This is a genomic window from Streptomyces sp. NPDC053665, from assembly GCF_055585285.1.
Window position 1 is genome coordinate 449120 of the sequence record NZ_JBVJKK010000002.1, and the last position, 20342, is coordinate 469461.

20 protein-coding genes are annotated in these 20342 nt (G+C 74.1%); 12 read left to right on the plus strand and 8 right to left on the minus strand.

The annotated features are described in order from the left end of the window. Nucleotides 1-7 precede the first annotated feature (7 nt). A complete protein-coding gene (gene yaaA, locus ACZ6ZN_RS09570; RefSeq protein WP_451876485.1) occupies nucleotides 8-790 on the plus strand; it encodes a peroxide stress protein YaaA in 783 nt (260 codons plus the stop codon). Nucleotides 791-862: 72 nt separating this feature from the next. Continuing rightward, on the plus strand, nucleotides 863-1516 hold the full coding sequence (eda, locus tag ACZ6ZN_RS09575) for a bifunctional 4-hydroxy-2-oxoglutarate aldolase/2-dehydro-3-deoxy-phosphogluconate aldolase (protein WP_451876486.1): 654 nt from the start codon (nucleotides 863-865) through the stop codon (nucleotides 1514-1516). Here the strand turns inward: eda and ACZ6ZN_RS09580 are convergent. From ACZ6ZN_RS09580 to ACZ6ZN_RS09590, 3 genes are read right to left on the minus strand one after another with little or no spacing between them, the layout of a single operon-like run. Continuing rightward, nucleotides 1491-3167 (minus strand): bifunctional RNase H/acid phosphatase, encoded by a 1677-nt coding sequence (locus tag ACZ6ZN_RS09580; protein WP_469644658.1) that lies wholly within the window; start codon nucleotides 3165-3167, stop codon nucleotides 1491-1493. The two genes, eda and ACZ6ZN_RS09580, sit on opposite strands and share 26 nt — an antisense overlap. An 18-nt stretch (nucleotides 3168-3185) precedes the next feature. Continuing rightward, the gene (locus ACZ6ZN_RS09585; RefSeq protein ID WP_469645643.1) at nucleotides 3186-3929 is read right to left on the minus strand and encodes a zinc ribbon domain-containing protein; all 744 of its coding nucleotides are present in this window, start codon (nucleotides 3927-3929) and stop codon (nucleotides 3186-3188) included. Further along, on the minus strand, nucleotides 3926-4780 hold the full coding sequence (locus tag ACZ6ZN_RS09590) for a Nif3-like dinuclear metal center hexameric protein (protein WP_451876488.1): 855 nt from the start codon (nucleotides 4778-4780) through the stop codon (nucleotides 3926-3928). The genes ACZ6ZN_RS09585 and ACZ6ZN_RS09590 overlap by 4 nt, the downstream gene beginning before the upstream one ends. 199 nt (nucleotides 4781-4979) lie before the next feature. Between ACZ6ZN_RS09590 and ACZ6ZN_RS09595 the strand changes: the two genes are divergently transcribed. From ACZ6ZN_RS09595 to ACZ6ZN_RS09605, 3 genes are all read left to right on the plus strand, one after another. After that, nucleotides 4980-6296 carry a hypothetical protein gene (locus ACZ6ZN_RS09595; RefSeq protein WP_469644661.1) on the plus strand — a complete coding sequence of 439 codons (1317 nt, stop codon included), beginning with the start codon at nucleotides 4980-4982 and terminating at the stop codon, nucleotides 6294-6296. Between the two features lie 97 nt (nucleotides 6297-6393). Beyond that, a complete protein-coding gene (locus tag ACZ6ZN_RS09600) occupies nucleotides 6394-6558 on the plus strand; it encodes a hypothetical protein (protein WP_451876490.1) in 165 nt (54 codons plus the stop codon). 279 nt (nucleotides 6559-6837) lie between these two features. Continuing rightward, nucleotides 6838-8046, plus strand: coding sequence for a polysaccharide pyruvyl transferase family protein (locus ACZ6ZN_RS09605; protein ID WP_469644665.1), 1209 nt, complete (start codon nucleotides 6838-6840; stop codon nucleotides 8044-8046). Between the two features lie 26 nt (nucleotides 8047-8072). Here ACZ6ZN_RS09605 and ACZ6ZN_RS09610 read toward each other — a convergent pair whose 3' ends face one another. Further along, on the minus strand, nucleotides 8073-8819 hold the full coding sequence (locus ACZ6ZN_RS09610) for a class I SAM-dependent methyltransferase (protein ID WP_469644668.1): 747 nt from the start codon (nucleotides 8817-8819) through the stop codon (nucleotides 8073-8075). A gap of 240 nt (nucleotides 8820-9059) precedes the next feature. Beyond that, nucleotides 9060-10520 (minus strand): MFS transporter, encoded by a 1461-nt coding sequence (locus tag ACZ6ZN_RS09615; RefSeq protein ID WP_469644671.1) that lies wholly within the window; start codon nucleotides 10518-10520, stop codon nucleotides 9060-9062. A gap of 248 nt (nucleotides 10521-10768) precedes the next feature. On the opposite strand from ACZ6ZN_RS09615, the gene ACZ6ZN_RS09620 reads away from it, so the two are divergent. The 6 genes from ACZ6ZN_RS09620 to ACZ6ZN_RS09645 all read left to right on the plus strand — a co-directional run bounded on the left by ACZ6ZN_RS09620 (nucleotide 10769) and on the right by ACZ6ZN_RS09645 (nucleotide 16067). Further along, a complete protein-coding gene (locus tag ACZ6ZN_RS09620; protein ID WP_398111324.1) occupies nucleotides 10769-12508 on the plus strand; it encodes an MFS transporter in 1740 nt (579 codons plus the stop codon). An 89-nt stretch (nucleotides 12509-12597) separates the two neighbouring features. Next, complete coding sequence (locus tag ACZ6ZN_RS09625) at nucleotides 12598-13248, plus strand: class I SAM-dependent methyltransferase (RefSeq protein WP_469644673.1); 651 nt, start codon at nucleotides 12598-12600, stop codon at nucleotides 13246-13248. A gap of 107 nt (nucleotides 13249-13355) precedes the next feature. Further along, entirely contained in the window at nucleotides 13356-13643 is a 288-nt protein-coding gene (locus tag ACZ6ZN_RS09630) for a hypothetical protein (protein ID WP_451876495.1), read from the plus strand. A gap of 62 nt (nucleotides 13644-13705) precedes the next feature. Continuing rightward, nucleotides 13706-14656, plus strand: a complete 951-nt coding sequence (locus ACZ6ZN_RS09635) for an N-acetylmuramoyl-L-alanine amidase (RefSeq protein WP_469644676.1) — start codon at nucleotides 13706-13708, stop codon at nucleotides 14654-14656. Between the two features lie 158 nt (nucleotides 14657-14814). Beyond that, on the plus strand, nucleotides 14815-15651 hold the full coding sequence (locus ACZ6ZN_RS09640; protein WP_451876497.1) for a hypothetical protein: 837 nt from the start codon (nucleotides 14815-14817) through the stop codon (nucleotides 15649-15651). A 125-nt stretch (nucleotides 15652-15776) separates the two neighbouring features. Further along, entirely contained in the window at nucleotides 15777-16067 is a 291-nt protein-coding gene (locus ACZ6ZN_RS09645; protein ID WP_369197287.1) for a hypothetical protein, read from the plus strand. Nucleotides 16068-16144: 77 nt separating this feature from the next. On the opposite strand, the gene ACZ6ZN_RS09650 is transcribed toward ACZ6ZN_RS09645, so the two are convergent. From ACZ6ZN_RS09650 to ACZ6ZN_RS09660, 3 genes are read right to left on the minus strand one after another with little or no spacing between them, the layout of a single operon-like run. Further along, on the minus strand, nucleotides 16145-17215 hold the full coding sequence (locus ACZ6ZN_RS09650) for a prenyltransferase (protein ID WP_451876498.1): 1071 nt from the start codon (nucleotides 17213-17215) through the stop codon (nucleotides 16145-16147). Next, entirely contained in the window at nucleotides 17212-17961 is a 750-nt protein-coding gene (locus ACZ6ZN_RS09655) for a class I SAM-dependent methyltransferase (RefSeq protein WP_469644680.1), read from the minus strand. The genes ACZ6ZN_RS09650 and ACZ6ZN_RS09655 overlap by 4 nt, the downstream gene beginning before the upstream one ends. Continuing rightward, nucleotides 17955-19391 carry a glycosyltransferase family 4 protein gene (locus ACZ6ZN_RS09660; RefSeq protein WP_469644683.1) on the minus strand — a complete coding sequence of 479 codons (1437 nt, stop codon included), beginning with the start codon at nucleotides 19389-19391 and terminating at the stop codon, nucleotides 17955-17957. The genes ACZ6ZN_RS09655 and ACZ6ZN_RS09660 overlap by 7 nt, the downstream gene beginning before the upstream one ends. A 212-nt stretch (nucleotides 19392-19603) precedes the next feature. Between ACZ6ZN_RS09660 and ACZ6ZN_RS09665 the strand changes: the two genes are divergently transcribed. Next, nucleotides 19604-20269: a TetR family transcriptional regulator gene (locus ACZ6ZN_RS09665; protein WP_469644685.1), complete on the plus strand. Its 666-nt coding sequence runs from the start codon at nucleotides 19604-19606 to the stop codon at nucleotides 20267-20269. Nucleotides 20270-20342: the final 73 nt, after the last annotated feature.

The following is a 20342-nucleotide window of genomic DNA, read 5'->3' on the forward strand; positions in this document are numbered from 1 at the left end:
AGTACCCGTGCTCGTCCTGCTGCCGCCGTCCGAGGGGAAGGCCGCGTCCGGCCGCGGTGCCCCGCTGAAGCCCGAGTCGCTGTCCCTGCCGGGGCTGGCCGGCGCCCGCGAGGCCGTGCTCACCGAGCTGGTCGAGTTGTGCTCCGGTGACGAGGAGAAGGCGCGCGAGGTGCTGGGGCTGAGCGAGGGCCTGCGGGGCGAGGTCGCCAAGAACGCCGCGCTGCGCACCGCCGGGACCCGGCCGGCCGGGGAGATCTACACCGGCGTGCTGTACGACGCCCTCGGCCTGGCCACCCTCGACTCGGCGGCCAAGCGCCGCGCGTCGCGGTGGCTGCTGGTGTTCTCGGGGCTGTGGGGGGCGGTGCGGGTGACGGACCGGATCCCCTCCTACCGCTGCTCGATGGGCGTGAAGCTCCCGGGTCTGGGCGCGCTGGGCGCGCACTGGCGTGCGCCGATGGCGTCGGTGCTGCCGGAGGCGGCCGGGCAGGGGCTGGTGCTGGACCTGCGGTCCGCCGCGTACGCCGCCGCCTGGAAGCCCAAGGGCGAGGTCGCGGGGCGGACCGCGTCGGTGCGGGTGCTGCACGCGCCGACCCGCAAGGTCGTCAGCCACTTCAACAAGGCGACGAAGGGGCGGATCGTACGGAGTCTGCTGACCTCGGGGGCGGCGCCGGAGTCGCCCGCCGCGCTGGTCGAGGCGCTGCGGGACCTCGGGTACGTCGTGGAGGCGGAGGCGCCCGCGAAGGCGGGGCAGCCGTGGTCCCTGGACGTGCTGGTGGACGAGGTGCATTAGGAGCCGCCGACGCGTTGCATGTTGCGCAACGACCTTTGCGCACTGCGCATCGCCGACGGCAGGATGAGGCCCATGGTCTCCTCCTCCCCTCCGCCTGCCTCCGTGCTGGATCTCGCGCCCGTCCTTCCCGTCGTGGTCGTCGAGGACGTCGGTGACGCCGTGCCGCTGGCGCGGGCGCTGGTCGCGGGTGGGTTGCCGGCGATCGAGGTGACCCTGCGCACGCCCGTGGCGCTGGACGCGATCCGGGAGATCGCCCGGGAGGTGCCGGAGGCGGTGGTCGGCGCGGGGACGGTGATCGGCCCCGGCCAGGTGGCCGACGCCGTGGCCGCGGGGGCGCGGTTCCTGGTGAGCCCGGGCTGGACGGACCTGCTGCTGGACGCGATGCGGGGCTCCGGGGTGCCGTTCCTGCCGGGGGTGTCGACCACGTCCGAGGTGGTGGCGCTGCTGGAGCGCGGGGTGCGGGAGATGAAGTTCTTCCCGGCCGAGGCCGCGGGTGGTACGGCGTATCTGCGGTCACTGGCGGGGCCGTTGCCGCAGGCGCGGTTCTGCCCGACGGGCGGGATCGGCCCGGACCGCGCCCCGGACTATCTGGCCCTGCCCAACGTGGGCTGCGTGGGCGGCAGCTGGATGCTGCCGGCGGACGCGGTCGCCGCCCGCGACTGGGGGCGCGTCGAGGCGCTGGCCCGGGCGGCGGCGGAGCTCAGCGCAGGTACGACGTGTCGTTGAGGAGGCGGACGCTGGCGTTGCCGTCGGCGTAGTGGGCGACGACCGACAGGGACGCGGCGGACAGTTCCATGCGGAAGAGGGACTCCGGCGGGGCGCCGAGGGCCAGGCGCACCAGCGTCTTGATCGGCGTCACGTGCGTGACGAGCAGGACCGTGCGGCCCGCGTGGGCCGCGAGCAGCTTGTCGCGGGTGGCGGCGAGCCGGGTGGCCGTCTCGGCGAAGCTCTCGCCGCCGCCGGTGGGCCGGGCGTCCGGGGAGGCCAGCCAGGCGTTCAGGTCGTCGGGGTGGCGCTCGCGCACCTCGGCGAAGGTCAGCCCCTCCCAGGCGCCGAAGTCGGTCTCGCGCAGGCCGTCCTCGATCTGTACGTCGAGGCCGAGGCGGGCGGCGACGATCCCGGCGGTCTCGCGCGTGCGGGCCAGGGGCGAGGACACGACGGCCTGGATCGTGCCGCGCCGGGCCAGCATCGCGGCGGCCCGCTCGGCCTGCTCCCGGCCCACGTCGGACAGCGAGGGGTCGCTCCCGCCGCTGCCGGAGAACCGCTTCTGCGGGGTCAGCGGGGTCTCGCCGTGCCGGAGCATGACGAACGTGGCCGGGGCGCCCATGTCGGCGGGAGCCCACCCCGGGCTCGCCACGGCCTGAGCGGCCCGGGCAGCGGTAGCGCCCTTGGTACCGACGCCCTCCTCGGCCTCACCGGCCGGGACATCGGCACCGGCACCGCTCTTGCCATCGGCACCGCCGCCGTCCTCGACCTGACCGGCCCGGTCATCTGTCTCCGTAACACCGGCCCGGTCATCGGTCTCCGCAGCACCGGCCCGGTCATCGGTCTCCGCAGCACCGGCCCGGTCATCGGTCTCCGCAGCACCGGCCCGGTCATCGGTCTCCGCAGCACCGGCCCGGTCGTCGGCCTCGGCATCACCGGCTCCAACAGGGGCGCCTTCGGCGGTCCCGGCTGCGGTCCCGGTGTTCGAGGCGCCGGTCCTCGCGGCCCCGCCGCGTGCGACGGCCCGCGCGGCGTCCACATCGGTGTCGGCCGCCGCAGGGGCGACTCCACGCGGCGACGGCTCCGCGTCCGCCGCACCCGTCGAGGCACCCTTGTCCGACGACCCGGCGGCGCGTCCCGCGGCCAGGGCATCGCGCACCCGGGCCGCGCCCGCGACCGCGTCGCCGGGCGACTGCCGCGGTGCCGCCGCTCGGGGTGCCGCGTCCAGTTCGGCCGTCGACGCCGACTCCGACCACTGCTGCCCCTTGGCACCCGCGTCCATCGCCTCGTTGGCCAGGCGGTCCGCGTGCTTGTTGCGCTCCCGCGGGATCCACTCGTAGCTGACGCTGCCGGGCGGGAAGACGCGGGCGGCCTGCGCCGCCAGGGGCTTCATGTCGGGGTGCTTGATCTTCCAGCGGCCCGACATCTGCTCGACGACGAGCTTGGAGTCCATCCGGACGTGGACCGTCGCGGCCGGGTCCAGTTCGCGGGCGGCGCGCAGGCCGGCGAGGAGTCCTCGGTACTCGGCGACGTTGTTCGTGGCGACGCCGATGTACTCGGCGGTCTCCCGCAGGGTCTCTCCCGTCGCCGCGTCGCTGACGACGGCACCGTAGCCGGCGGGCCCCGGGTTGCCCCGCGACCCGCCGTCGGCCTCGACGATGAACTCCCGCACCGGTACCGCTCCCTCGGCCTAGAGGCCGGACTCGGACGTGCGCACCAGGATGCGGCGGCAGTTCTCGCAGCGGACGACCGTGTCGGGCGCCGCCCGCCGGATCTCGTTCAGCTCGGTGATGGCCAGCTCCTGCCGGCAGCCCTGGCAGGAGCGCGCGTACAGCTTCGCCGCGCCGATGCCGCCCTGCTGCTCGCGGAGCTTGTCGTACAGCTTGAGCAGGTCCGCCGGGACGGAACCGGCGACCACCTCGCGCTCCTTGGTGACCTGGGCGACCTCGGCGTCGATCTGCTCGACCGCGGCGTCGCGGCGCGCGGTCGCGTCGTCGACCTTCGCCTGGACGGCGGACACGCGCTCGGTCAGCTCGGCCACCCGCTCCTGCGCGGACTCCCGGCGCTCCATGACCTCCAGCACCACGTCCTCCAGATCGCCCTGCCGCTTGGCGAGGGAGGCGATCTCGCGCTGGAGGTTCTCCAGGTCCTTGGGCGAGGTGACGGCACCGGAGTCCAGGCGCTGCTGGTCGCGGGTGGCGCGCTGGCGCACCTGGTCCACATCCTGCTCGGCCTTGGTCTGCTCGCGGGCGGTGTCGCTCTCCTCGGTCTGCGCGGCGACGAGCAGGTCGCGCAGCTGCGTGTGGTCCTTGGTCAGCGACTCGATCTCGGCGTGCTCGGGCAGCGACCTCCGCTTGTGCGCGAGCTGCTGGAGGCGGACGTCGAGGTCCTGGACGTCGAGGAGTCGGATCTGGTCGGCGGGCGCGGCGTTCAGTTCGGGGCTCCAGGGGATTCAGAGGTGGTCGAGGCCGCGTGGGCGGTCCAGGGGTCGGTGACCGTCTTCGAGACGTGGACGCGCAGGTCCCATCCGTGCCGGTCGGAGATCTCGTCGAGCTGGCTCGCGGCCAGCTCGCACCAGGGCCACTCGGTGGCCCAGTGCGCCGCGTCGAGCAGCGCGAGGGGACTGTGGGCGACGGCCTCCGACGCCGGGTGGTGGCGCAGGTCGGCCGTGAGGAAGGCGTCGACCCCGGCCGCGCGGACCTGGTCGAAGAGGCTGTCGCCGGAGCCGCCGCTGACGGCGACCGTGCGCACGGGCGCCCCGGGGTCGCCGGCGACGCGGATGCCCTGCGCGGTGGCGGGCAGCCGCTCGGCGGCGAGCGCGGCGAACTCCCGGACGGTCAGCGGGTGGTCCAGGGCGCAGACGCGGCCCAGGCCCCGGCGGCCGGCGGGATCCGCCGGGTCCGGTACGAGCGGCCCGGTGACCCGCAGGCCGAGGGCGCCCGCGAGGGCGTCGGAGACGCCCGGGTCGGCGGTGTCGGCGTTGGTGTGGGCGACGTGCAGCGCGATGTCGTTCTTGATGAGGGTGTGCACGACACGGCCCTTGAAGTGCGTGGCCGCCACGGTCGTCGTGCCGCGCAGGTAGAGCGGGTGGTGGGTGACGAGCAGGTCGGCGCCCAGTTTCACCGCCTCGTCGACGGTCTCCTGGACCGGGTCGACGGCGAACAGGACGCGCGTGACCTCCTGCTCGGGGTCGCCCGTGACGGTGCCGACCGCGTCCCAGGACTCGGCCCGCTCGGCGGGCCACAGGGTCTCCAGCGCGGCGATGACTTCAGACAGACGGGGCACGGGAGCAAGGCTACCCGCCTGATCTGTGGCGTTGCACCGCCCTGGGCGAGGCCGGTCCCGCGGCGCGACGCGCAGCACAGGTGTCCCGCTCTCCTCAGGCGAATCGTTCCTGGAACACCCTTATGTGTGAAGTCGGGGTCCGAGGAATTCCCCGCCCGTGCGTGCGAAAACTACGTTCGTCACTGGAGGTGACCGAACGATGACGGCCTGTGCGATCGAGCCTTCGGCGGGACGCGAGGACGGGGACCGGGAAGGGGACCGGGAAAGGGGACGGGACGGGTACCGGGACGGTCCCGCGCCGGCAGGCTGCACCCTCACCGCGGACGGCGCCTACGCCGCCCGTCTGGCGTCGGCCGGCGACTCCTGGTTCCCCGAGCGCTGGACCTTGGACGGCCCCGAGCCCTACGCGGTCCCACTGCCCCGCAATCAGCCGGAGGAGCCGGGCACCGAGGTGCAGCCGATGGGCGACGGGCGGGTGCTGATCCACCGGCTGGTGGCCGGGCGGCACGCCTTCTCCCTGCTCTATCCGACCGGGCCCGGCACGGGTGAGCTGCCCCTGGGCGCGGTCGAGTGCCGCGACGGCACCGCCCGGCTGCGGCTGCTGCCGCCCGCCCCGGGCGGGGAGCGGGCGTACGCACTGGCCGTCGGGCAGCGGTCCACCTCGGTCTGGCTGGTGGCCGGCGGCGCGTTCGGGCCCGAGCGGCTGGCGGAGCTTCCCGGCCGCTGCTCGGGCGGGGTGTGGCTGGACCGCGCGGGGCGGCTGCTGGCCCTGGACCGGGAGACCGGGGGGCGCACCAAGGCGGTCGTGGTGGACCTGGAGTGCGGGGGCGAGGTGTCGCCGCTGCTGCAGATCGCCGCCGACAGTGACGACCGGGTCCTGCTCGCCGACCACGACAGCGGTCTGCTGATCGTCCGCTCGGACGCGCCCTCTCCCGGGCAGGAGCGGTTGGGCTGGGGGGTGCTGGGCAGCACGCTGCCGGTGCGGTTCCCCGAGTGCCTGCGGCTGCGGGACTGTTCGGTGACGCCGTTCGCCATCCAGCCGGGGCAGGTGCTGACACCGGAGAGCTGCGCGGTGGCCCTGCGGGTGGACGGGCCGGCGGGCAGCTGGGTAGGGGTGTGGCGTCCGGCGGAGCGGCGAGTGCACCATCTCCCGGCGCCGCGGGGGTGGTTGGCGGGCACGGGACTGTGGACGGCGGACGGCGTGCTGCGGCTGCCGTACGCGACGGAGGCCGTGCCGTGCGGGGTGGCGCAGGTGAGTCCGCCACCGGCCGCAGCGGCGGGACCGGCGGCACCGGCGGCACCGGGGCGCGTTCCGGTGCCGGACGCGGAACCGGACGCGGTGCCGGACACGGCGCCTGACGCGGTGCCGGACGTGCCGGGCGCGCAGCTCCCCGAGCCCTTCCCGGACGTTCCGGGGGCGTGCTCGCCACCCCCGTCCGACCGGGCTCCGGCGCCCGCCGCCGCGCGCCCGGTTCCGCTCGGGCAGGCGCCGTTGGGACGCCTTGTAACGAACTAGTGCCGGTCGGCGTGGCCGCCTGGAAACGGGGTGCGGTGGGCCGGTTACACTCGCCCGGCTGTAAAGAAGATGATGTTGACGGGGTGAATTCCAGCCGATGAACGACGCCAGCACGAACCAGCGCATGGCCGACGTCCAGGAGACCTCCGCCGGTCACGGCCGGCACCGTGGCGAGGTGTCCACGCAGGACAGCGAGACGGCTCCGCGCGGCCGTCACCGCAAACCGGTGGCGGAGAGCGAGCCGGCCGGGACGGCGGCCTGACGGACCGTCGGGCACCACACGGCGCAACGGCCCTTCCCGGCGTACCACATACGCCGGGGAGGGCCGTCGTCGTGTCGCTCCGCCGGCCCTCCGCCTCTCGCTCCGCCGGCCCTCCGCCTCTCGCCCCGCCGGCCTTCCGCCCTCCCGGGCCGCGGCCCGGTGGGGCGGCGCCTGCGTGTACGTTGGCCGGGGGGCCGCGCTCCCTGCCGAGGGAGCCGCCGAGGGGCCGCACGGCCCGGGCCGAGCAGGCGAAACGACGACCAGGGGAACAAGGGGCACATGGCACGCGTCGCCGTCATCACCGCGCCGAACATCGGGTACCGCAACACGGGCATGCTGACGGTGGACTTGGCGTTCGAGTCCCTGCGGCGACGGGCGGGCGGCGCGTTCGACGCCACCTGGTACACGCTGCACACCCCGGACACCGTGCCGCTGCGCGACTGCGCGCGCGGGACGCGGATGCCGTTCGACTTCCTTCCGCTGGCCGAGCACCTGGACGACCTCGGCGACCACGACGCGGTCGTCTTCTGGGGCGACTTCCTCCACACACGCCACTACCTGGCGCAGGACGCGACGAACCGCCTGACGGACTTCGGGATCGCCGCGGACCGGGACGCGGCCCGCGCCCTGCTCAACCGGACGCTGCTGCTGGCGGACCGGCCCGACGCGCTCCTCGCCCGGACCCTCAGCTACGGCGGGACGATCCTGCACAACACCCAGTCCGACTACGAGGACAAGGAGTACGGCCCGCTGTTCACCCGCCTGGTGCGGCGCGCTCACCGGATCTGGGTGCGCGACCCGCTCTCGGCGGCGAAGATCTCGCACCTGCGCGGCGACCGCGCCACCGACCACTTCGGTTCGGACGCGGCCCTGCTGAACCGTCCCGGCGACTTCGGCCTCCTGCCCGTCACGGACTGGTCGAGGTCGGTCCCGGACGGCGGTGCGATCGGCGTGTTCCTCGGCGCCCGCACACCGGTCCCCGACTGGCTGCCGGACACCTGCGGAGAGCTGTCCGACCGGCTGGGCGCCCCGCTGGAGTGGCTGCCCTGGTTCGACCGGGACGTCCCCGCCGCCCTCGCGCACATCCCGCGGCGCCCGGGCGAGCACACCGTCGGCGACCTCCTCGGGGTCCTCCCCCGCTACCGGCTCGTCATCACCGACACCTACCACCTGGCCGTCAACGCCTGGGCGGCCGGCACTCCCGCGGTGTGTGTCGGCGCCCCGGAGCCGACGCCCAAGACGCACGACGACTACCTGACGCTGAGCGACGTGAAGAAGCACGTCTTCCACCTGGCGTACGACGCGACGGACTTCTACCTGTCGACCCGGCAGGGGTACGGGGGCGACGCCGAGCGCATCGTCCGGCTGGTCGAGGGCGGCGGAGCCGCGGCGGTGGCGGCGCGCATCCGTGACCACGCGGAGTACTCGGCGACGTCGTTCCTGACCACCCTGACCTCCCTGCTGGACGCGCCCCGCCCCGGCCTCTGACGGGCCCGCCCGCGGGGCGCCCCGGGTCAGTGCCGGTCCCGCCGGAACAGGGCCGTCCACAGGAAGGGCTCCCCGAAGTGCTCCGAGTCCTCCGGCTCGTCCCGCATGCGCCGCAGTTCCAGCTCGGTCAGGCCGGAGAAGACGTGCCGCAGGGACTCCGGCGTGTACGCGAGGCCGCCGAGCCGCCCGCCGCCCTCGCGGTAGAAGCCGGCGTCGGACACCTCCGAGCCCATGCCCCCCTCCCCGGCGGCGAAGCAGGTGAGCCCGAACAGGCCGCCCGGCGCCAGCAGCCGCTCCAGCAGGGCCAGGTAGCTGACCCGGCGGTGCGGCGCCAGGTGGTGGAAGCAGCCGGAGTCGTAGATCAGGTCGTACGGGCCGGCCAGTGCGGTGGCGGCGAGGGCGAAGGCGTCGCCGCAGTGGAACCGCACGCCGTCCGCCCCGGCCTCGCGCGCCCGCTCCCGGGCCCATGCGAGGGCCTGCGGTGACAGGTCGACCGCGTCGACCTCGAAGCCCTGCCCGGCGAGGTACAGGGCGTTGCGGCCCGGTCCGCAGCCCAGGTCGAGCGCGCGCCCCCGGCCGGTGCCGTACCGCTCCACGCAGCGCACGAGGTTCTCGTCGGGCTTCGCCACGAAGAACGGCACCGGCCGCGAACGGTCGGCGTAGAAGCCGTCCCACCAGTCCGCGCCCCGCTCCGACCAGCGGTCGGCCTCCGGCGCGAACAGCCCGTCCATAAGGGCGAGTACGTCGTCGGCGGTGCGTATGGTCCGGTCCATCCGGTCCCCCTTTCCCGAGCCGCCCACGCTAGGCGCGGAGGGGAGGAAAGGCCAGGTCAGCAGCTTTCTGACGTCACGTCAGGAAGCTGCGCCCCGGGCCTGCGGGGCACGCGCGGGCACCCCCTCGGCACCCCGGTCCGGACCGGGGCCGAAACAGCGGTGGCGTGCCCGCGACGGGCCCGCACGGGCCTGTTGCGGGGCACGCCACCGCCGCCGTTTCCCCCCTGGCACCGAAGGGCCTCACCCGGTCCGCGGCTCCCGCCCGGGCCGGGGCAGCCACACCCACATGAGCACCACTCCGGCCGCCAGCACCGCCGCGCCGACCCGGAACGCCAGGGCGTAGCCCTCGGTCAGCGCCTGCGGGGTCGTGCTGCCGCCCGAGCGGGCGGCCGCCAGGGTCGACAGGACGGCGAGACCGAGCGAACCGCCCATGGTGCGGGAGGTGTTGACGAGGCCGGAGACCAGTCCGGCCTCCTCGGGCGCCGCCCCGGACGTGGCCAGGGAGGCCAACGGGGTGCCTGCCAGGCCCGCGCCGAGCATCATCAGGACACCGGGGACGAGGATCCCGGTGACGTAGGAGCTGTCGGGGGTCAGGGTGGACTGCCAGGCGAAGCCCGCCACCGCGATCAGCGTGCCGAGCACCGCCACCGGGCGCGGTCCGGCCGTGCGCATCAACCGCGGTGCGACCATGGAGCCGAGGACGACGGCCAGGGAGCTGGGGACCAGCGCGAGCCCGGCCTCCAGCGGGCCGTACCCGAGCACGTTCTGGGCGTAGAGGGTCATGAAGAACCACATGCAGAACATCGCCGAGCCGCTCAGGAACATCGCGGCGTTGGCGGAGGACACCGAGCGCAGGCGCAGCAGGCCGAGCGGCATCAGCGGGCTCGCGGTGCGCGCCTCGACGGCGAGGAACGCGGCCAGCAGGACCAGCCCGGCGAGCAGCGGGACCAGGGTGGCCGCGGCCGTCCAGCCCGCCGCCTCCGTCTGGGAGATGCCGTAGGCGAGGGTGCCGAGCCCGGCCGTGACGAGGAGGGCGCCGGGCAGGTCCAGGCGCCGCCCGTCCCCGGCCCGGCCCTCGACGAGGAACCAGGCGGCGGCGCCCAGCACCACCGCTCCCACGGGCACGTTGATCAGCAGCACCCACCGCCAGGACAGCGTCTCCACGAGCAGTCCGCCGACGAGGCCGCCCGCCGCCCCGCCGCCGGCGCCGACCGCCGTCCAGGTGCCTATCGCCCTGGCCCGCGCGGCCCCCTCCGGCACCGAGGCGGTGAGGATGGTCAGCGTCGCGGGCGCCAGCACCGCGGCGCCCAGTCCCTGCACGGCCCGCGCGAGCAGCAGGTGCCACTCCGCCTGCGCGAACCCCCCGGCCAGCGAGGCGAGGGTGAACAGACCGAGGCCGACGAGGAACATCCGCTTGCGGCCGTAGAGGTCGCCGGCCCGGCCGCCGAGCAGCATGAAGCCCGCGAAGGCGATGGCGTAGGCGTTGACCACCCATTGCAGGCCCTGCTCGCTCAGTCCGAGACCGGTCCGCATCGAGGGCAGCGCCACGTTGACCACGGACACGTCGAGCACGACGAGGAACTGCCCGGCGCAGGTCAGCGCCACCACGAGCCAGGTCGGCGGCGTTCCGCGCGGGCGCGGGCGGGAGGGGCGGGGCGGGTGATCGGTGTCGGGGCGGGCGGATTCGAGCATGGGTGTCATGCTCTCAACCCGCTCGGGCCCCCTGCATCGGGATTTCGCCGGGCCGGGTCCCGGTCCGGGGTCCTAGGACCCGTCGTTCGGATCATTCCGGCATCGCGGGGCCTGGCACGCCGAGCCCCAAGGGAAGGTCAAGAATTCGTTAGAGTGCCAAAGCAACGGAATAGTTGCCCGGACGAACGAGGTTCGCACTCCATGCAACCGCTCGACCCTTGTCCCTTGTGCAGTTCCCGGCCTGGAGGCCCTCCTCAATGACGCAGACGACGACAGACCGTCCCGCCGGCAGAGCGAGCGGGGCCGTGGTGCCGGTGCTCGCCTTCGCGGGCATCGTTGTCGCGGTGATGCAGACCCTGCTCGTCCCTGTGATCAAGGACCTGCCGCGTCTGCTGGACACCACTCCCGGCAACGCCACCTGGGTCCTGACCTCGACCCTGCTGTCGGGCGCGGTGGCGACCCCGATCATGGGCCGCCTCGGCGACCTCTACGGCAAGCGCCGCATGCTGATCCTCAGCCTCGCCGTGATGGTCGCCGGCGCCCTGCTCAGCGCGCTCACCAGCGATCTGCAGGCGATGATCGCCGGCCGCACGCTCCAGGGCTTCGCGATGGGCGCGATCCCGCTCGGCATCGGCCTGATGCGGGACATGCTGCCGCGCGAGCGGCTCGGCTCGGCGATGGCCCTGATGAGCTCCTCCATAGGCGTCGGCGGCGGCCTCGCCCTGCCCGCCGCCGCCCTGGTCGCCCAGCACAGCGACTGGCACGCGCTCTTCTACGGCGCCGCCGGCCTGGGCGTCCTCTCCATCGCCCTCACCCTGCTCGTCGTGCCGGAGTCCCCGATGCGCGCCGCGGGCTCCTTCGACCTGCCGGGCGCGCTCGGCCTGTCGGCCGGCCTGGTGCTGTTCCTGCTGCCGATCACCAAGGGCAGCGACTGGGGCTGGACCTCCGCCACGACCCTCGGCCTGTTCGCCGCGGCGGCGGTGGTGCTCGTGCTGTGGGGGGTGATGGAACTGCGCGTCAAGGCGCCGCTGGTGGACCTGCGCACCACCGCCCGCCCGGCCGTGCTCTTCACCAACCTCGCCTCGATCATGGTCGGCGTCTCCTTCTACGTCGTCTCCCTGGTCCTGCCCCAGCTGCTGCAGCTGCCGGAGTCCACCGGCTACGGCCTCGGCCAGTCGATGGTCGTCGCGGGCCTGCTGGTGGCGCCGCTGGGCCTGACGATGATGTTCACCGCTCCGGTGTACGCCCGGCTGTCCGCCGCGTACGGCCCCAAGGTCACCCTGATCCTCGGCCTGACGATCATCGCGGTCGGTTACGGCGCGGGGCTCGGCCTGATGAGCGCCGCCTGGCAGAGCCTGGTCATCTCGGTGCTGCTGGGCGCGGGCATCGGCCTGGCCTACTCCTCGCTGCCCGCACTGATCGTGGGCGCGGTCCCGGCCTCGGAGACGGGCGCCGCGAACGGGCTGAACACGCTGATGCGCTCCATCGGCACGTCCGTCTCCAGCGCGGTGATCGGCATGGTGCTGGCGAACACCGCGGACACCGTCGGCGGTGTCGAGATCCCCACCATGCACGGCTTCCGGATCTCCTTCCTGATCGCCACGGCCGCGGTGGCCGTGGGTCTGGTCCTGGCCCTGTTCCTGCCGGGCAACCGGCCCTCGGGCAAGCCGCAGTTGCGGGCCAGCAGCGAGGAGGACGCCGGACTGGAGCGCGCCGAGCAGGCCCTGCGCGGCTTCCGGGGCCGGGTGCTCGCCGGCGACGGCTCCCCGGTGGCGCGCGCCAAGGTCACGCTGATCGACCACCGCGGCCGGCAGGCCGGCGCGACCCTGTCCGCCCAGGACGGCAGCTACGCGCTGGGTGTCCCCGCCCGCGGCTCCTACGTCGTCGCCGCCCGCGCCGCCGGCCACGGCCCGCACGCCTCGTCCGCGACCCACGCGGGCGACGACCGGCCGGTCGACCTCGACCTGTCCCTGCCGGGCGAGACGGTCTCCGCCTGACCGGCGCCTGCCCGTACCCCCTGTCGGCACGCGGCAGGGGGTACGGCACGATGGGCGGCCGGACCCGTCGTACGACCGAGAGGAACCCCATGCCCGCGGCCCCGAAGCCCGAGATCCTGGCCGCGTTCGAGGCGGCGAAGGGGTTCATGCCCGCCGGTGAGGGCCTGGCGTTGTACGCGGCGGCCGTGGAGGCCGGGCGGCTCGGGCTGCCGCTGCTGGAGGTCGGCACGTACTGCGGCCGCTCGACGATCCTGCTCGCCGACGCGGCCCGGCAGGCCGGGGTCAGCGCCCTGACGGTGGACCACCACCGCGGCAGCGAGGAGCAGCAGCCCGGCTGGGAGTACCACGACCCGGAGACGGTCGACCCCGAGATCGGCCTGATGGACACGCTGCCCACGTTCCGCCGGACGCTGCACCGGGCGGGCCTGGAGGACCACGTGGTGGCGCTGGTGGGGCGCTCCCCGCAGATCGCCGCGTTCTGGCGGACGCCGCTGGGGTTCGTCTTCATCGACGGCGGTCACACCGACGAGCACGCCACCGCCGACTACGAGGGCTGGGCCCCGCACGTCGCCGAGGGCGGACTGCTCCTCATCCACGACGTGTTCCCCGAGCCGGAGGACGAGTTCACCGGCCAGGCGCCCTACCGCGTCTACCTGCGGGCGCTGGCCTCCGGCGCGTTCACCGAGGTCTCGGCGACGGACTCGCTGCGGGTCCTGCGGCGTACCGGCCCGGGTGTGTGAGGGAACGGCTGGGCGGGTGAATCGCCCCCGGTGGGGGCCCGCCCGGTCGGCCCACGGGCGGCGTGGCGCGTCGGCGCCGGGCCGCTGCTGCCCAAGGATCCGGGCGCGTGGCCCACACCTTCGAAGAGCTCGTGGAGAAGCAGCGCACGGCGGACGAGGCGTACGCCCGCGTGCGGCAGTTGCAGGACGCGTACGGTCCGCCCACCCAGACCAAGTGGAGCGAACAGCAGACCACCACCTGGGAGACGGCCTGGCGCGCCTGGCGGGACCTCGCCCGGGACGTGCAGGCGGCGGTGACCGCGTACGCCAGACAAGAGGACACCGCGCGCACGGAGATCGAGGCCCGGGTGAAGGAGGCGGTACGGCACGGGGAGGCGGGCGCCGGCTCCGGCTAGCCGCCACCCGTCGGGCCCCCTTCCGCCCGCCCGCCCCGGCGCACGGCCGCTAGGGTGGCAGCGTGTCGTACGCAGGCCCGGAATTCGAACCGTCCCCGCCCCGCCGCCCCCGTCGCGGCCCCTTGGCCGTGGCGCTCGCCGCGCTGGCGCCGGGGGCGTTGCTCGGCTATCTGGTCTACGAGACGGTCGGCGGCTCCGGGGGCGGTGACGACCCGGGGCGCGCGGACGTGCGGTCCTCCTCCCCCGCCGTGTCACGCGCGCCCTCCGACGACGCCAAGGAGCCGGGCACCTCACCGTCCCCCTCGAAGTCCGCCACGGCGTCCGCCCCCGCCGCCTCCGGGCCGCTCAAGGGCAAGGTCGTCGTCATCGACCCGGGCCACAACCCGGGCAACTTCCGGCACGCCGCCGAGATCAACCGCCAGGTCGACATCGGCACCCACCGCAAGGAGTGCGACACCACCGGCGCCTCCACCAACGCCGGGTACACCGAGGCCGAGTTCACCCTCGACGTGGCGCACCGGATGCGCACGCTGCTCCAGGAGCAGGGCGCCACGGTGAAACTGACGCAGGACGGGGACCGGCCGTTCGGGCCGTGCGTGGACGAACGGGCCCGGATCGGCAACGAGGCGAAGGCCGACGCGGTGGTCTCGATCCACGCGGACGGCTCGGGTGCCGGCAACCGCGGCTTCCACGTGATCCTGCCCGGCTCGGTCCACGCGGGCGCGGCGGACACCCGGGCGATCGTGGGCCCTTCGCGTGATCTCGGCGAGCGGGTCGCGGGCCGCTTCGTGGCCGTCACCGGCACCGCGCCCTCCAACTACATCGGCGACGGCGGGGGTCTCGTCACGCGCAAGGACCTCGGCGGTCTCAATCTGTCAACGGTTCCCAAGGTGTTCATCGAGTGCGGCAACATGCGCGATAGCAAGGACGCGGCGCTGCTCACCAGTGGCGCCTGGCGGCAGAAGGCCGCGCGGGGGATCTCCGAAGGAATCGTGGGTTTCCTGCGCGGGTAGGCGCGGGCCGGAAGATCCCGGCGGACACGCCGACCGGGCGGGCGATAGGGTCCCTCTTACGATGAGGGGCCACCCCTGCGCTTCCCACCGGGGCCCGACGGCGGCCCGGTGACGGCGACGCCTCTATTGACGACGAGACGACCTACGAAGGACCTGAAGTGAATATCCGCTCCCTCACTCGGGGCGACGGCGTGGTGATCGGAGCAGCGGTGTTGCTGTTGATCGCGTCGTTCCTCGACCTCTACTCCTTCGACAATGTCCCCGACAGCGTCGACCTTCCGAGCCTGTGGGGCAGCGGCCCGGTCGTGTTCGGCGTCGTGCTGGCCGGGATCATCGGTGCCGCGCTCGTCGTCGTCGCCCGGGGCCTGCCGCAGGCGCCGAAGGTCGCGGGGCTGGACCTCGGCCAGTTCGGCATCGCCTTCACGGTGTTCGCCGCGTGGTGCGCGCTCGGCAACGTCTTCGACGCCCCCGGCGGCTACGACAACATTGGCGACTTCGGCGACGCCAACGCTCCCAGTCCCGGCATCGGTATGATCCTCGCCCTCGTCGCCACGCTGCTGCTGGCCGCCGCCGCCGTCGCCACGCCGCTGGTGCCGGCCCTCAAGGGCTCGCTCGTGCCGGCCCCGCGCCCGGCCGCCCCGCAGCCCTACGGCGCGCAGCCGCCCGGCGGTTACGGCTACCCGGGTGCGCAGCAGCCGGGCGGCTACGGCCACCCGCAGCCGGGCCAGCCGCAGCCCGGGCAGCCGTTCGGCGGCCAGCCCCAGCAGGCGCAGGCCCAGCCGCAGCCCCCGGCCGGGGACTTCTCGCCGTTCTGGTTCGCCGTGCCGGTTCCGCGGCCGCTGTTCGCCGAGGACGGCTCTCCGTCGCCGATCGCCGAACTCGCCCCCGGTACCTGGTACCTGGCGGTCGAGCAGCGCGGTCAGGCCCTCGTCGCCCAGACGCAGGACGGCCGCCGGGGCGTTCTCCAGGACACCTCGGGCATCCAGCGCGGCTGAGCCGCACCGAGCGCGCACGGCCCCTCGCCCTCCCGGGCGGGGGGCCGTCGCCGTTGCCCGGACGTATCTGAACTGCTGAGCGAATCCCCGGGTTTCATCCATGGTTCGGGGGCAAGACGGGAGTCATGTCCCCTCGATATCGCAGCGGCTCGAGCGCCGGCACGGCCATCGCGGTCGTCGCCGACATCATGGCCCTCATCCTGGGCCTGTGGATCCTGATGTATCTCCTGGACGCCAACCAGGGCAACAGTTTCGTCCAGTTCATCCATGACTGCGCCCGCGTTCTGGCGGGCTGGTCCCACGACCTCTTCACGTTCGACGAGGCGTGGGCCCGGGTCGTGGCGGGTTACGGACTGGCGGCGGTGGTCTACCTGTTCGTGGGCCACGCCATCGCCAACCGGGTGCACCGGCACTGACGCCCTCGGGGCGCGGGGACCTGCGCGACGCGTCGCGCACGACCCGCGCCCTCGGCACCGGCGGGGCGGCCGGGCTGTCAGGAGCAGCAGTCCGACTCGAGCCCGACCGGCAGGTCCGTGCCCCCGAACACCTGGCAGGTCGCCTCGTGTCCGCCCAGCGCGGCCACGGCGAGCAGCAGTGACCCGGCGGTCCAGGTGGTGAGTTCGCGCGGCCAGACGGCGTCGTCGTCGAAGACGTACCCCGTCCAGTACAGGCCGCTGTCCGCGTCCCGCAGGTGCTGGATGGACTGCAGGATCTCCAGGGCCCGGTCGGACTCCCCCATCGCCCACAGCGCGAGCGCCAGTTCGGCCGACTCGCCACCGGTCACCCACGGGTTGGGCACCACGCAGCGCACCCCGAGTCCCGGGACGACGAACCGCTCCCAGCCCTCCTCGATACGGGCCTTGGCCTCGGAGCCGGTCAGCGCGCCGCCCAGTACGGGGTAGTACCAGTCCATCGAGTAGCGGTTCTTGTCCAGGAACCGCTCCGGGTGGTGCCGCAGGGCGTGCCGCAGCGCTCCGACGGCCAACTCCCAGTCCGGTTGGGCCTCCTCGCGCTGCTCGGCGATGGCCAGGGCGCAGCGCAGGGCGTGGTGGATCGAGGAGCAGCCGGTCAGCAGGGCGTCGGCCGTGGGTGTGCCGTCGTCGTCGCGCCGCCAGCCGATCTGCCCGCCCGGCTGCTGAAGGCGCAGTACGAACTCCACCGCCGCGTACACCGACGGCCACATCCGCTCCAGGAACGTGTCGTCGCCGGTGGAGAGGTAGTGGTGCCAGACGCCGACCGCTATGTAGGCGACGAAGTTGGTCTCCCGGCCCCGGTCGGTGACGTCGGCGAAGTCGCCGTCGGCGTAGGCCGCGTACCAGGAGCCGTCGTCGTTCTGGTGCCGGGCGAGCCACAGGTAGGCGCGTTCGGCGGCCTCGTGCTCGCCGGCCGTGTCCAGGGCCATGGCGGCCTCGACGTGGTCCCAGGGGTCCAGGTGGTGGCCGCGGAACCAGGGGATCGCGCCGTCCTCGCGCTGCACGGCGAGGAGGCCGGCGACGGTCGCTGCGGCCTCCCCCGCGGTGAGGACCCCGGGCAGGACCAGGTGTTCCGTCCGGGGAGTGGTCACGCGGCGTCCACCCCGGCACCGGCCGTGCGCGGCAGGTGCGGCTTGGTCGCGTAGGCCACGAAGCTCTTGCCGATCAGCGGGTTCAGCGCCTGCTCGGCGACCCGGGTGGCCAGCGGCTTCTTCATGATGTCCCAGACCAGCAGCTTGTGGTACGCCCGCACCGGCAGCGCCTTGTCGTTGTCGACGCCGAACGCGCACTTCAGCCACCAGTAGGGCGAGTGCAGGGCGTGGGCGTGGTGGGTGCCGTAGGGCTTCAGGCCGGCCTCGCGGATCTTCGCCAGGAGTTCGTCCGCGCGGTAGATGCGGATGTGCCCGCCCTCGACCTCGTGGTAGGCGTCGGACAGGGCCCAGCAGACCTTCTCGGGGCCGTAGCGCGGGACGGTGACGGCGATGCGCCCGCCGGGCTTGAGCACGCGCACCATCTCGGCGAGGACGCCCTTGTCGTCGGGGATGTGCTCCATCACCTCGGAGATGATGACGACGTCGAAGGACTCGTCGGGGAAGGGCAGGGCGAGGGCGTCGCCCTCCATGGCCGTGGCGGTGGCTCCCTCGGGTGCCTCGCCGGCCTCCTTCATCGCCGCGAACCACTTGGCGACCTCGCGGATCTCCTCGGCGTTCTGGTCGAGCGCCACGACCTGCGCGCCGCGCCGGTAGCACTCGAACGCGTGCCGGCCGGCCCCGCAGCCGAGGTCCAGGACGCGGTCGCCCGGGGCGAGCGGGAACCGGGAGAAGTCGACGGTCAGCACGTGGCCCTGCTTTCGGAGTTGACGCCTGCTACATCTGCCGCAGCCGCGGGCACGGGCCCGGGGGCAGCGCTGGTCCCGGCCGCGGCCGGGGCGGACCGGGCGGTGCCCGGTGCCGGGCGGCCGGGGGCGCCGGTGCGGTCGATGGCCTCGCGGTAGCGGGTCACCGTGCCCTGCGCGGCCCTGGCCCAGGTGAAGTGGCGGAGCACGCGGTCGCGTCCGGCGGCGCCGAGGCGGGCCCGCAGGTCCGCGTCGCCGAGCAGGCGGACGAGGCCGGCGGCGAGTGCGCCCGCGTCGCCGGGCGGCACCGCCAGGCACGTCTCGCCATCGCGGCCGGCCACCTCGGGGATGGCCCCGCCGGTGGTGGCGAGCAGCGGGGTGCCGGTCGCCATGGCCTCGGCGGCCGGGAGGGAGAAGCCCTCGTAGAGCGACGGGACGCACGCGACCTGCGCCGAGCGCACGAGGTCGACGAGTTCCGCGTCGGAGATGCCCTTGACGAACTCGACGGCGCCGTCGAGGCCGTAGCGCTCCACGGCCTGGGCGACGGGGCCCTCGGCGGGGCGCTTGCCGACGACGACGAGGTGGGCCCCCGGGTGCTCGGTGCGCACCTTGGCCAGCGCCTCGACGAGGTGCACCAGGCCCTTCAGCGGCACGTCCGCGCTGGAGGTCGTCACGATCCGGCCCGGGACGACGGGCACGGACGGGTCGGGCGAGAACAGGTCGGTGTCGGCGCCGATGTGCACGACGTGGATCCGGTCGGGGCGGACCCCGAGGTGGTCGACGATCTCCTGGCGGGAGGTGCCGGAGACGGTCAGCACGGTCGGCAGGCGGCGCGCCACGCGCTTCTGCATGCGTGTGAAGGCGTACCAGCGCCGCACCGACAGACGGCGCTTGAGGCCCTCGGCCGCGTCCAGCTCCAACTGCCGGTCGACGGTGATGGGGTGGTGGACGGTGGTCACCAGGGGTGCGCCGACGTCGCCCAGCAGGCCGTAGCCGAGGGTCTGGTTGTCGTGCACGACGTCGAACTCGCCGCGGCGGGCGCGCAGGTGGCGGCGGGCGCGCAGGGAGAACGTCAGGGGCTCGGGGAAGCCGCCGGTCCACATGGTGCCGACCTCGAGCGCGTCGATCCAGTCGCGGTACTCGCCGCGGCCCGGGGTGCGGAAGGGGTCCGGCTGGCGGTACAGGTCGAGGCTGGGCAGCTCGGTGAGGCTCAGACCGTCGTACCCGTCGTCCAGGACGGGGTAGGGCTGGGAGCCGATGACCTCGACGCGGTGGCCGAGGCGGGCCAGTTCCCGCGAGAGGTGGCGGACGTAGACGCCCTGGCCTCCGCAGAACGGGTTCCCTTTGTAGGTGAGGAGCGCGATGCGGAGCGGTCGCAAGCCGTCGGCGGCCGGGTCCTGCGGGGCCCCGTCCTGACTGGCCTCAGCGGTCACCCTGGGCCCCCTTCTCCCTGCATGGTCCCGCGAGATTACGCCGGGACGCTAATCTAGAACAAGTTTCAGACTTGATCGTTCGGAGGCTCCGAATCTACCGGCAGGTAGGGGCGCTGTGAGCAGTGGATCAGGTGATTCACGCCACGGCCGGTGCCGTGCCATGCTGAGTGATCACCCGTCCTCACGGACGGTCACGTCAACGGGATCGACGCATGCCCGCAGGAGCCGAGGTGAGCGCTCAGGTGAACAAGGTGGCCAAGGCGGAACCCGCGGCAGCAGCCGCCGCCCTCGCCTCCCCGCCCCTGACGGAGCGGCAGGAGGCCCGCCGCCGCCGCATCCTGCACGCGAGCGCCCAACTGGCCGTCCGGGGCGGCTTCGACGCCGTCCAGATGCGGGAGGTCGCGGAGTCCTCGCAGGTCGCGCTGGGCACCCTCTATCGGTACTTCCCCTCCAAGATCCATCTGCTGGTCGCCACGATGCAGGACCAGCTGGAGCACATGCACGGCACCCTGCGGAAGCGGCCGCCGCGGGGGGAGACGGCGGCCGAGCGGGTCGCCGAGACGCTGATGCGGGCCTTCCGCGCCCTCCAGCGCGAGCCGCAGCTGGCCGACGCCATGGTCCGGGCCCTCACCTTCGCCGACCGCAGCGTGAGCCCCGAGGTGGACCAGGTGTCCCGGCAGACGACGGCGATCATCCTGGACGCGATGGGCCAGGAGGATCCGACGCCCGAGCAGCTCTCGGTCGTCCGGGTCATCGAGCACACCTGGCACTCGGCGCTGATCACCTGGCTGTCGGGCCGCGCCTCCATCGCCCAGGTCCGGGTCGACATCGAGACGGTCTGCCGCCTGATCGACCCCGCGCCCCCGGGCCGCTCCTGACGCGGTCCCCCACGTCCCTCACCCCGCGGGGCGCTTGTGACGGGCGGGTACAGTGAGCGGGTCGTCATCACAC

Coding starts and splice junctions, on each gene's coding strand:
- ACZ6ZN_RS09600 (WP_451876490.1), top strand. CDS start 6,394: ATGAACGACGCCAGCACGAACCAGCGCATGGCCGACGTCCAGGAGACC.
- ACZ6ZN_RS09620 (WP_398111324.1), top strand. CDS start 10,769: ATGACGCAGACGACGACAGACCGTCCCGCCGGCAGAGCGAGCGGGGCC.
- ACZ6ZN_RS09625 (WP_469644673.1), top strand. CDS start 12,598: ATGCCCGCGGCCCCGAAGCCCGAGATCCTGGCCGCGTTCGAGGCGGCG.
- ACZ6ZN_RS09605 (WP_469644665.1), top strand. CDS start 6,838: ATGGCACGCGTCGCCGTCATCACCGCGCCGAACATCGGGTACCGCAAC.
- ACZ6ZN_RS09615 (WP_469644671.1), bottom strand. CDS start 10,520: ATGACACCCATGCTCGAATCCGCCCGCCCCGACACCGATCACCCGCCC.
- eda (WP_451876486.1), top strand. CDS start 863: ATGGTCTCCTCCTCCCCTCCGCCTGCCTCCGTGCTGGATCTCGCGCCC.
- ACZ6ZN_RS09665 (WP_469644685.1), top strand. CDS start 19,604: ATGCCCGCAGGAGCCGAGGTGAGCGCTCAGGTGAACAAGGTGGCCAAG.
- ACZ6ZN_RS09610 (WP_469644668.1), bottom strand. CDS start 8,819: ATGGACCGGACCATACGCACCGCCGACGACGTACTCGCCCTTATGGAC.
- ACZ6ZN_RS09645 (WP_369197287.1), top strand. CDS start 15,777: ATGTCCCCTCGATATCGCAGCGGCTCGAGCGCCGGCACGGCCATCGCG.
- ACZ6ZN_RS09595 (WP_469644661.1), top strand. CDS start 4,980: ATGACGGCCTGTGCGATCGAGCCTTCGGCGGGACGCGAGGACGGGGAC.